The following is a 10590-nucleotide window of genomic DNA, read 5'->3' as shown; positions in this document are numbered from 1 at the left end:
GCTGCCCGCAGCAGCTCGGCGGCCACGGCCGGGGCCGGCTCGCCGGCCTCCACGGCCGCCGACAGGTGCACCACCAGCGCCCGCACCAGCGCCGCGTACCGCGCCGAGTCCTCGGCGGTGACGGCGGAGTCGGCGACCCGGACCTCCAGGGTCGGGTGCCGCTCCGAGGGGCGTACGTCCCAGAAGATGGTGGCCCGGTCGACGAGGGCACCGACGTCCGTCAGCCGCTGCACCACCTCGTCGTAGTGCTCCGCCGAGTCGAACACCGGCGGCGGGCCGGCCACCGGCCACCGCCCCCAGACGGTGGTCCGCCAGCTCGCGTACCCGGAGTCGCGGTCGTCCCAGTACGGCGAGTTCGCGGTGAGGGTGAGCAGCAGCGGCAGGTACGGCCGCAGGTGGTTGCCGACCAGCACCGCCCGCTGCCGGCTCGGCATCTCCACGTGCACGTGCAGCGCGCACAGCGCCAGCTCGTCGTGCAGGCCCCGGTACGTCTCGTTGCCCCTGCTCTGGCGCGGGCCGACGGTCATCGGCGGCGGCACCACCCCGGCGACGGGGGCGGTGCCGGTGGCCACCACCCGCAGCCCGGCCGTCCGCGCGCAGTCCGCGACGACCTTGCGGGCCTCGGCGAGCTGGGCGGCCAGCTCGCCGAGCGTCTCGCAGGGCTCGGTGCGGGTCTCCAGTTGCAGGGTGGTGATCTCTCCGGAGACCCGCTCCCCGAGCAGCGCGGACGCCGCCCCGACGACCTCGGCGGCCCGGGGCGCCGGGGCCCGGGTGACGGCGTCGACGACCAGGAACTCCTCCTCCACCCCGAAGCGTGGCGGCGGCGTGGTCTGACGCGTGGTAAGGGTCATGGGGCGGTCGTCCTCCCGCTCGCTGAGCCGGCGGCCACGAACGTGGACCGCCGGTGGTGGGCAGCGGCGCGGGGACCGGGCGGCGCGCCGTCTCGACGCACCATTATGGAGGGCGAGCCGGCGCTTGGGGAGCAGCGGCGCGCGCCTTGGTGGAGGCGACGGCGATCTCCGGCCCGCCGTGGGTTCAGAGGCGCGCGGGGACGCCCCGGTCCGCGGCGACGCGGCCCCGGCGCGGCTGCGCTAGCACTCCGGCGACCGTCGCGGCGAGCAGGGCGGCGCGGTCGGGCATCTGGGTGACGTCCACCCACTCGGAGCGGGCGTGTGACCCGCCGCCCACCCCGCCCAGGCCGTCCAGGGTGGCCACGCCCAGCGACCCGGTGAAGTTCGCGTCGGACGCCCCGGCGGCGTGCGCGGCCTCCACCGGCGGCAGGCCCAGCTCCCGGCCCGCCCGCCGGGCGATCTCCAGCAGCGGCGTCGCCACCGCCTCCTGCAGCGGGTACCGGTTGATCCCGCCGCCCACCACCAGCGCGGCGTCGGTCAGCCAGGGGGTCATCGCGTGGATCAACCGGTCCACCCGGTCGAGCTCCTCCCGGGTCCAGGCGCGCACGTCGACGCAGAACGTCGCCGACTCGGGCACCTGGTTGCTGATGGTGCCCGCGCTGAGCACCGTCGGCGTGACGCTGGTGCCCTCGGCGGCGAACGCCCGCACGGCCAGGACCTGGTGGGCCAGCTCCACCGCCGCGTTCACCCCCCGGTGCGGCTCCACGCCCGCGTGCGCGGCCCGCCCACGTACGGTGATCTCGTACTTCGAGCCGCCCTTGCGGGCGACCTTGACCGCGCCCGTCTCCGTGGACGGCTCGCCCACCAGCACCGCCCGGGAGCGCCGGGCCTGCTGCTCGATCAGCGGCCGGGACGTCGGCGATCCGCTCTCCTCGTCGCAGGTCAGCAGCACCCCCACCCGGGAGGTGTCGGGCAGCAGCGACAGGGCGGTGACCATCTGGACGATGCCGGCCTTCATGTCGCACACCCCGGGGCCGGTGGCGATGCCGTCGGTGAGCGCGAAGGGCCAGTCCCGTACCGTCCCCTCCGGCCACACCGTGTCGTAGTGCCCGAGCAGCAGCACCCGCTGGTCGTCGGCCGGCCAGAGCAGGTGCGGCAGACCGTCGCGCATCACCCGCACGGCGGGGCGGCCCAGCACCGGGTTGATCCAGCTCTCCAGCAGGTCGGCGCAGGCGTGCAGCTGACGTACCTCCCCGGGTGGGGATTCCTGGTGCACGAGTTCGCGAAGTCGGTCCACCAGGGCCCCGGCCTGTGCCAGGGCCCCCTGCCGTATGTCCATTGTGTCGACCATGTGGCCGATCGTGGCAGCGCCCCGTACGCAGCGGCAATACGCGTCCGTGCCCTGCTCGTGGCGCTCCGTGTCGGCCCAGGTGCCGGCCCTGGGGACGGCACGCTGGGAGAGATCGCGGTCCGCGCCGCCGGCCCGAACGGGGCACGCAGGAAGAAGCGGACGGGCCGCCGGGGCGGCACCATGCGCAGCAGGACCGCGTTGCCGCCGGCCGCGGCCTGTCACGCCAAGGAGAGCATGTGGCACACATCGATCTGGGCCTGGACGAGGCGGAACACCCGGGGATCACCGGGCTCATGCGCTACCGGCCGGAGACCGCCGTCGCGCTCAACGCGCTGGCCGAGGCGCTGCTGCACGCGCCGCACCCGACCCTCACGGCCGGGGAGCGGGAGCTGATCGCGGCGTACGTCTCCGGGCTCAACGACTGCACCTTCTGCTGCTCGTCGCACTCCGCGTTCGCCGCCGCCCAGCTCGACGGCGGTATGCCGCTGGTGCAACAGGTCCGGGCGGACCTGGACGCGGCCGAGGTGTCGGCGAAGCTGCGCGGCCTGTTGCGGATCGCGGCGGCGGTGCAGGAGAGCGGTCGGAAGGTGAGCGCGGAGCTGGTCGACGCGGCCCGCGCCGAGGGCGCCACCGATCTGGAGATCCACGACGCGGTGCTGATCGCCGCCTCGTTCTGCATGTTCAACCGCTACGTCGACGGGCTCGGCACCCGGCTGCCGGAGGACCCGGTCGCCTACGAGGAGACCGCGCAGCGGATCAAGACCGGCGGGTACGTCGGCTCGGCCTGACCGGCGCGGACACCGGCGGGCGCGGGGACGCGTCCGCCGGCCCGGCGGGGCGCTACCGCGCGTTGTACGGCATGGTGGGGAACCAGCCGTAGTCGAACATCGCGGGCAGCCGTACGTCCCAGTAGACGACCATGAACACGCCCAGCGCGATCAGCAGCGCCCCGGTCACCGCGGCGGTGCGGGTGGGGCTGGCGGCCAGCCACTGGATGAACCGGCCCCGGGTGGCCACGATGATCAGCGCGAACAGCGCGGCGACGATGGCGATGTTGCCCAGCGACTGGAGCACGAACGCGCCCGCGCCGTAGAGCGGGTTCCCGGTGTCCACCGCCCAGTGGAACAGCTTGTTGAACAGCGGGTACGGCCGGCCGATGAGGAAACCGCCGACCAGCGCGCCGAGCACCACGACCCGGGCGACCGGGCGGTGCGCGAACGGGTCGGGCAGCGTCCCGAGCGCGGCCAGCCCGAGGTAGACGAAGGCGAGCCCGATCACGCCGAAGACGACCATCGCCTGGATCAGGCGTACCGGCAGCCCGCCGACGGTGTCGGTGGACAGTTGCGGCAGCCGGTCGCCGAGCAGCACGCCGACGAAGCCGTACACCGCGGAGACCGCCACCATCCCGACGGTGAGCCAGCCGACCGGCCGCAGCAGCCCGCGCAGCCCGGCCCGGGTGGCCCCGGCGCCGCCGGCCTGGCTCATCGGGCCGACCGCGGCGGCCATGGCGATGTTGCACGCCGTGAACGTGCCGGCCAGGCCGGAGACGAACGCGAACACCAGGCCCGCGACGGTGCCGCCGATGGCGGTGGCCTTCGCGTCGTGGCCCAGCAGGGCGTTGGCGACGTTGTCACCGATCACGTGGTCGACGAACTCGTACGACCACAGCACCGCGAGCAGGACCCCCGCCGCGACACCGCCCAGGATGATCCGCCCGCGCGCCCGCGGGTGGGTGTGCGCGGCGACGTGGACCGCGCCTGCGCTTCCGGTGACAGTCATGGATGGATTGTGGGGACGGTCCCGCCCACTGGCTTCTTCGATATTGCCGAATTCGCGCCGGGCCCGACGGCAGCCGTGGCGGTAGAACGGCAACCTCGAACAAGCGTTCACCCACCCGCTACGTCCATCGTGGACGTATGTCGGTCACCCCGCACCAGTGGCGCCGCGTCCGAACCTCCGTGCCCGTCGTCCTGGGGCGGCTGCTCGACCTCGTCGAGGACGCACCGCCCGACCGGGCCGCCACCGCGCACTGGACGGTGGCCGACACCATGGCACACCTGTGCGGCGTCGCCGCGATGGGCCTGTCCCTCGTCCGGGAGACCCCGCCCGACCTGCCGGTGCCCGGCCTGCTCGACCTGCGCCGCCGCACCACGGTCGACACCATCTCGGTGATGAACGCCGAGGTGCTGCGGCATTTCACCGAGCGGCGCCTGCCGGTCCTGGCCGACCGGCTGCGCGCCGACGTCGAGGAGGTGCTGCGGGTGGTCGGGGAGACCGGGCCGGAGCACGAGGTGTCCTGGCTGGGCGGGGCGCGGCTGCCGGTCACCGGGCTGCTGGCCCACCTGCTCAACGAGCTGAACATCCACTCCTGGGACATCGCTGGGGCGCTCGGGAGGCGCTGGGTCATCGACCCCGCCGACGCCGCGCTCTTCGTCGACCTGTTCCTGGTCGACCTGACCCGGCGCAGCTACGGCCGGTTGCTGGACGGCAACGCCCCGGCGCGCCCGGGACGGATCTCGGTGAACTTCCGGCACCGCTTCGGCCCGGAGGTGACCCTGGCCCTGGTCGACGGGCGGGTGTCGGTGGGACCCCCGGACCCGCGCCCGGACGTCCGGCTCTCCTTCGACCCGGCCACCTTCACCCTGATGCTGTTCGGGCGGGTGCACCGGGTGCGCGCGGTGCTCGCCCGCAGGCTGTCCGTCGGCGGGCGGCGGCCCTGGTTGCTGCCCGTCTTCCTGCGGACCATGCGGATGCCGTCCTGAGCCGAGGGCCGTGGCGTCCCCCGGACCCGGCTCCGGGGCACCCCCGCAATACGGAAGAAGTGTCCGCGCGGCGGCCGGTGCGACCGTGTGGGGGACAAGGTCCACGGACCGGAGAGCCTTCAAGGAGGAAATAGTGACGATCACTGAGACCCCCACGCGTGAGGAGATCCTCCGCCGGGTCGCCAAGGCCGAGCCGGTGCTCCGGGAGCACGTCGCGTGGTCGGAGGAGAACCGGCGGCTGCACGAGGCGACGGTCGAGGCGATGGCCGAGGCGGGCATCTTCCGGATGCGGGTGCCCAAGCGGTACGGCGGCTACGAGTGCGACGGCGCCACCCTGGTCGAGGTCGGCGCGGCGCTGGGCCGCATCGACGGCTCCGTGGCCTGGGTGGCGATGGTGAACTGGATCCCCACGTACCTGGTCTGCATGTTCCCGGACGCGGTGCAGGACGAGGTGTTCTCGACCCCGGACGTGCGGGTCTGCGGCACCAACGCCCCCAAGGGCACCATGGTCCCGGTCGAGGGCGGCTACATCCTCAACGGCCGGTGGCCGTTCGTCAGCGGCGCGCACCACGCGCACTGGATGGAGGCCGCGGCCGTCATCCTGCGCGACGGCGCCGAGCCGGAGCCGGTCATGACCATGGTTCCGATGTCGGACATGGAGTTGGTCGACGACTGGCACACCACCGGGCTGCGCGGCTCCGGCAGCATCACCACGGTGGCCACGGACGTCTTTCTCCCCGCCGAGCGGGTTATCCCGCTGGGGGCCGCGCTCGGTCCGGACACCCTGTCCGAGACCAACCGGAACATCCCCATCTACTCCACCCCGGCCACCCTGGTTGCCGCCGTCTCCGGCGCCGGCATGCTCGCCGGCCTGGCCAAGGCGGCGTGGGACAGCTTCTTCGAGCGGCTGCCCGACCGGAAGATCATCTACACCGAGTACCCGAGCCAGGCCGAGGCCCCGCTGACCCACCTGCGGGTCGGCTCCGCCGCCCACAAGATCGATCAGGCGTTGTTCCACGCCCGGCGCATCGCCGAGGTCGTCGACCACAAGGCGTTCAGCGGCGAGGCGTGGACCGTCGAGGAGCGGGTCCGGGCGCGCGCCGACCAGGGCGAGGCGGCCCGCCTGGCGAAGGAGGTCGCCGACATCTTCCAGATGGCCAGCGGCGGCACCTCCATCTACAGCGACGTGCCGATCCAGCGCATCGTGCGGGATGTCACCTCTGCCGCGCTGCACGGCCTCGTCGTCCCGGATGTCAACACCGAACTGTACGGCCGGGTGCTGTGCGGGCTGGAGCCCAACACCCTCTACCTGTGACGCCTCGCGTCGCGGGGCTCTCCCACCGCCGCCGGTGGGAGGGCCCCCGGGCGCCTGTGTCCGGACCGGGGCGGTGCCGCGAACGGTCACTGTCCCGGTGCCCGGGCGTACGACGCCCGACGCGTCGCCGCCGTCAGGGTATGGCGGTGGGGGAGGGCGTCGCGGTGCCGCCCCTCGGTGCCTCGGGGGTCATCAGGCGGACGATCTCCTCCCGGTCGGCGGCCGACGGCAGGCCCCAGTCCGGGCGGTAGCCGTAGACCTCCCGCAGCGGCGTGGAGGAGGTCCGGCCGCCGAGGATCTCCACCGCGTCGGCGTCGATCAGCCCGGGGTGCTCCACCCCGCACGCCTCCGCGACCTTGACCAGGTCCCGCCGCAGCGTCCGCAGGTAGTTCGCCGCCCGCACCGACTTCGACGCCGGGTCCAGGCCCCGGGCCAGCCACGGGTTCTGGGTGGCGACCCCGGTCGGGCAGGTGTCGGTGTGGCACTTCTGCGCCTGGATGCAGCCGATTGCCAGCATCGCCTCCCGGCCGACGTTGACCATGTCGCAGCCGAGCGCGAACGCCACCACCGCGTTGTCCGGCAGGCCCAGCTTGCCGGCGCCGACGAAGACGACCTGATCGTGCAGCCCCTGCTCGGCGAAGACCTTGTACACCCGGGAGAAGCCCTGCTGGAACGGCAGCGACACCGAGTCGGTGAAGATCAGCGGGGCGGCACCGGTGCCGCCCTCGCCGCCGTCGACGGTGACGAAGTCGACCCCGCGGCCGGTGTCGCGCATCAGGGTGGTCAGCTCCTCCCAGAAACCGAGGTCGCCGACGGCGGACTTGATCCCCACCGGCAGGCCGGTCTCGGCGGCCAGCAGTTCCACCCAGTCCAGCAGGCTGTCGCAGTCGGAGAACTCGGCGTGCCGGGACGGGCTGACGCAGTCCCGGCCCTGCGGGATGCCCCGGGTCGCGGCGATCTCCGCCGACACCTTCGCCGCCGGCAACAGCCCGCCCAGGGTCGGTTTGGCGCCCTGGCTGAGCTTGACCTCCAGCGCCCGTACCGGCGCGCCGGCGACCAGGTCCCTGAGCCGGGCGAGGTCGAACCGGCCGTGCTCGTCGCGGCAGCCGAAGTACGCGGTGCCGAGCTGGAACACCAACTCCCCACCCCGCCGGTGGTACGGGGACAGGCCCCCCTCGCCGGTGTTCTGCAGGCACCCGGCCAGGGCCGCCCCCCGGTTGAGCGCCGCCACGGCGTTGCCGGACAGCGATCCGAAGCTCATCCCGGAGACGTTGACCACCGACTCCGGCCGGAAGGCCCGCGCCCGTCCCCGGGCAGCCCCGAGCACCTTGGCGCACGGCAGCCGTACGTCGTGCCCGGCCGTCGGCGACGACGGCGGCACCGCCCGGCCGAACGTGCGGTGCTTGATGATCGGGTACCCGGCGGTGTACTCGATGTCGTTGTCGGTGCCGAACCCGAAGTAGTTGTTCTCCTGCTTCGCCGAGGCGTACACCCAGCGCCGCTGGTCGCGCGTGAACGGCCGCTCCTCGTTGTTGCCGGCCACGATGTACTGCCGCAACTCCGGCCCGATCGACTCCAGCAGGTACCGGGCCCGACCGATCACCGGGAAGTTGCGCAGCAGCGCGTGGTCACGCTGCAGGACGTCACGGGCGGCCAGCGCCGCGACGGCGGCGGCGACGGCGGGCACGGTTCGACGGACCCATCTCATGCCGCCAGTCTCCCCGGGGTCGCCGGGTTTCGCACGGCCGGCGATTCCCGTCCGCCCGGGACGCCGACCCGGCGGCCCGGCCTCGACGTCGCAACGCATCTGCGAACACTGCCCCGGACCGGATGCCGCAGATGCAGGGTTCTGGTGGGCTTTCGGCCCGCATCGGCGGCACGGTAGGGTGCCCTCGTGGCGATGTTCCGGATCGGCGAGGCGGCCGAACTGCTCGGCGTCAGCACCGACACGGTGCGGCGCTGGGTCGACGCCGGCCGCCTCGCCGCCACCCGCGACGAGCACGGCCACCGGGTGCTCGACGGCGTGGACCTGGCCGGGTTCGTCCGCGCCGCGGCCGCCGCGCCCGAGGAGCACGCCGAGCTGTCGTCGGCCCGCAACCGGCTGCGCGGCATCGTCACCGCCGTGGTCAAGGACGCCGTGATGGCCCAGGTCGACATCCAGGCCGGGCCTTTCCGGATCGTGTCGCTGATGAGCCGCGAGGCGGTCGACGACCTGGGCCTCCAGGTCGGCTCGGTCGCCGTCGCGGTGATCAAGTCGACCACGGTCGTGGTGGAACGGCCGGCCCCGCACCCCTCGCGAGGAAGGTCCGGCCCGTGACCGCACGCGGGAACCCGGGGACCCGTCGGACCCGCGCCGCCCTGGCCGGGGCGGTCGCCCTGGTCCTCGCTGTCACCGGCTGCGCCGGCGGGTCCGACCCGTCCGTGGGCGGCGACGGGGTGCGTGGCCCGGTCACCGTCTTCGCGGCGGCGTCGCTGACCGAGTCGTTCACCCGGCTGGGCGCCGAGTTCGAGGCCGCCCACCCGGGCACGACGGTCACCTTCAGCTTCGCCGGCAGCTCCGCCCTGGCCACCCAGGTCAACCAGGGCGCGCCCGCGGACGTGTTCGCCGCCGCGTCCCCGGCCACCATGCGTACGGTCACCGACGCCGGCAACGCCGACGGCCCCCCGGTCACCTTCGCCCGTAACCAGCTCGTCATCGCCGTGCCGGACGGCAACCCGCGGTCGGTGGCCGGGCTGGCCGACCTGACCCGGCCCGGGACGAAGGTCGCGCTGTGCGCCCCGCAGGTGCCCTGCGGCGCGGCGGCCCGCACCGCCCTCGACGCCGCCGGCGTGCCGCTCACCCCGGTCACCCTCGAACAGGACGTCAGGGGCGCGTTGTCGAAGCTGCGCCTCGGCGAGGTCGACGCCGCGCTGGTCTACCGCACCGACGTCGCCGCCGCGTCCGAGGTGGACGCCGTGGAGTTCCCCGAGTCCGCCGGGGCCGTCAACGACTACCCGATCGTCGTGCTCCGGCAGGCCGGCAATCCGGCCGCGGCCCGGGAGTTCGTCGCGTACGTGCGGTCCGAGCGGGGCCGCGCCGCGCTGACCGCCGCCGGGTTCCAGCCCCCACGGGCCTGACCCCATGGTACGAGCCCGCCCGGCGACACCGCGTCGCCGCGTCCCCGGGCGGCGGATGCCCGTCGCCCTGTTCGTCCCGGCCGGGCTCGGGCTGATCTTCCTCGTGCTGCCCCTCGTCGGGCTGCTCGCCCGCGCTCCGTGGGCCACCCTGCCGCAGCGGCTGGCCGCGCCGGGGGTGCTCACCGCGCTGCGGCTGTCCCTGCTCACCGCCACGGTCGCCACGCTGGTCTGCGTCGTCCTCGGCGTACCCCTGGCGTGGCTGCTGGCCCGGCTGGAGTTCCCTGGCCGGCGGCTGGTCCGGGCGCTGGTCACCGTGCCGCTGGTGCTGCCGCCGGTGGTCGGCGGCGTCGCCCTGCTGCTGGTCTTCGGGCGGCGGGGCCTGCTCGGCGGCTGGCTCGACGCCACCTTCGGGATCACCCTGCCGTTCACCACCGCCGGGGTGGTCCTCGCCGAGGCGTTCGTGGCCATGCCGTTCCTGGTCATCGCCGTCGAGGGCGCGCTGCGCGGCGCCGACGTCCGGTACGAGGAGGCCGCCGCCACCCTCGGGGCCGGCCGGTGGACCACCTTCACGCACGTCACCCTGCCGCTGGTCGCCCCCGGCGTGGCCGCCGGGGCGGTGCTGTGCTGGGCCCGCGCCCTCGGCGAGTTCGGTGCCACCATCACCTTCGCCGGCAACTTCCCGGGCCGCACCCAGACCATGCCCCTGGCCGTTTACCTGGCCCTGGAGACCGACCTGGAGGCCGCGATCGTGCTCAGCCTCGTCCTGCTCACCGTCTCCGTGGCCATCCTCGCCGGGCTGCGCGACAAGTGGACGGCCGGCCCGTGACCGCCGCCGCGCCACCTGCCGACCCCGTCCCGCCGCCGCTGCTGGACGCCCACCTCGTCGCCGACCGGGGCGGCTTCCGCCTCGACGTCGCCCTGCGGGTGCGCGCCGGGGAGGTGGTGGCGCTGCTCGGCCCCAACGGTGCCGGCAAGACCACCGCGCTGCGCGCCCTGGCCGGCCTGCACCCGTTGACCGCCGGTCACCTCACCCTCGGCGGGGCCGACCTCGACCGTCCCGACCGCCGGGCGTGGACCCCGCCGGAGCGCCGCCCGGTCGGCGTCGTCTTCCAGGACTACCTGCTCTTCCCGCACCTGAGCGCCCGGGACAACGTCGCCTTCGGCCCGCGCCGGCGCGGTGCCGACCGGCGGGCC

The 10590-nt window shown here is 74.4% G+C and carries 11 protein-coding genes; 7 read left to right on the top strand and 4 right to left on the bottom strand.

The features are described 5' to 3' along the window. Both ABT023_RS28450 and ABT023_RS28445 read right to left on the bottom strand, forming a co-directional pair. Positions 1 to 851: carboxylate-amine ligase (locus tag ABT023_RS28450; RefSeq protein WP_350889699.1), on the bottom strand; the 851-nt coding region annotated here is incomplete at its 3' end. A gap of 184 nt (positions 852 to 1035) precedes the next feature. Continuing rightward, on the bottom strand, positions 1036 to 2190 hold the full coding sequence (locus ABT023_RS28445) for a M20/M25/M40 family metallo-hydrolase (protein ID WP_350889697.1): 1155 nt from the start codon (positions 2188 to 2190) through the stop codon (positions 1036 to 1038). 248 nt (positions 2191 to 2438) lie between these two features. On the opposite strand from ABT023_RS28445, the gene ABT023_RS28440 reads away from it, so the two are divergent. Continuing rightward, the gene (locus ABT023_RS28440; protein ID WP_350889695.1) at positions 2439 to 2990 is read left to right on the top strand and encodes a carboxymuconolactone decarboxylase family protein; all 552 of its coding nucleotides are present in this window, start codon (positions 2439 to 2441) and stop codon (positions 2988 to 2990) included. A gap of 52 nt (positions 2991 to 3042) precedes the next feature. Here the strand turns inward: ABT023_RS28440 and ABT023_RS28435 are convergent, their stop codons facing one another. Then, positions 3043 to 3981 carry a hypothetical protein gene (locus ABT023_RS28435; RefSeq protein WP_350889694.1) on the bottom strand — a complete coding sequence of 313 codons (939 nt, stop codon included), beginning with the start codon at positions 3979 to 3981 and terminating at the stop codon, positions 3043 to 3045. A 137-nt stretch (positions 3982 to 4118) separates the two neighbouring features. Here ABT023_RS28435 and ABT023_RS28430 point away from each other — a divergent pair, with 137 nt between their 5' ends. Together ABT023_RS28430 and ABT023_RS28425 are read left to right on the top strand one after the other, a co-directional pair. Continuing rightward, positions 4119 to 4964, top strand: a complete 846-nt coding sequence (locus ABT023_RS28430) for a maleylpyruvate isomerase family mycothiol-dependent enzyme (RefSeq protein ID WP_350889692.1) — start codon at positions 4119 to 4121, stop codon at positions 4962 to 4964. 130 nt (positions 4965 to 5094) lie between these two features. Further along, on the top strand, positions 5095 to 6279 hold the full coding sequence (locus tag ABT023_RS28425) for an acyl-CoA dehydrogenase family protein (RefSeq protein WP_387017282.1): 1185 nt from the start codon (positions 5095 to 5097) through the stop codon (positions 6277 to 6279). Between the two features lie 133 nt (positions 6280 to 6412). Here the strand turns inward: ABT023_RS28425 and ABT023_RS28420 are convergent, their stop codons facing one another. Continuing rightward, entirely contained in the window at positions 6413 to 7987 is a 1575-nt protein-coding gene (locus ABT023_RS28420; RefSeq protein WP_350889690.1) for a glutamate synthase-related protein, read from the bottom strand. A gap of 186 nt (positions 7988 to 8173) precedes the next feature. Between ABT023_RS28420 and ABT023_RS28415 the strand changes: the two genes are divergently transcribed. The 4 genes from ABT023_RS28415 to ABT023_RS28400 form a co-directional block, all read left to right on the top strand. Continuing rightward, on the top strand, positions 8174 to 8596 hold the full coding sequence (locus ABT023_RS28415; RefSeq protein WP_350889689.1) for a TOBE domain-containing protein: 423 nt from the start codon (positions 8174 to 8176) through the stop codon (positions 8594 to 8596). Further along, a complete protein-coding gene (modA, locus tag ABT023_RS28410) occupies positions 8593 to 9396 on the top strand; it encodes a molybdate ABC transporter substrate-binding protein (protein WP_350889687.1) in 804 nt (267 codons plus the stop codon). Before ABT023_RS28415 ends, modA begins: the two co-directional genes overlap by 4 nt. Before the next feature lie 4 nt (positions 9397 to 9400). Beyond that, the gene (locus ABT023_RS28405) at positions 9401 to 10222 is read left to right on the top strand and encodes an ABC transporter permease (RefSeq protein WP_350889685.1); all 822 of its coding nucleotides are present in this window, start codon (positions 9401 to 9403) and stop codon (positions 10220 to 10222) included. Then, on the top strand, positions 10219 to 10590 hold a 372-nt coding region (locus ABT023_RS28400), incomplete at its 3' end, for an ATP-binding cassette domain-containing protein (protein ID WP_350889684.1). The genes ABT023_RS28405 and ABT023_RS28400, both read left to right, overlap by 4 nt.

Origin of the sequence: Micromonospora sp. NPDC002296 (assembly GCF_040296145.1) — a bacterium.
Classification (GTDB): domain Bacteria; phylum Actinomycetota; class Actinomycetes; order Mycobacteriales; family Micromonosporaceae; genus Micromonospora.
The sequence above is the reverse complement of the archived record's forward strand: the minus strand, read 5'-3'. Positions and strand labels throughout refer to the sequence as shown.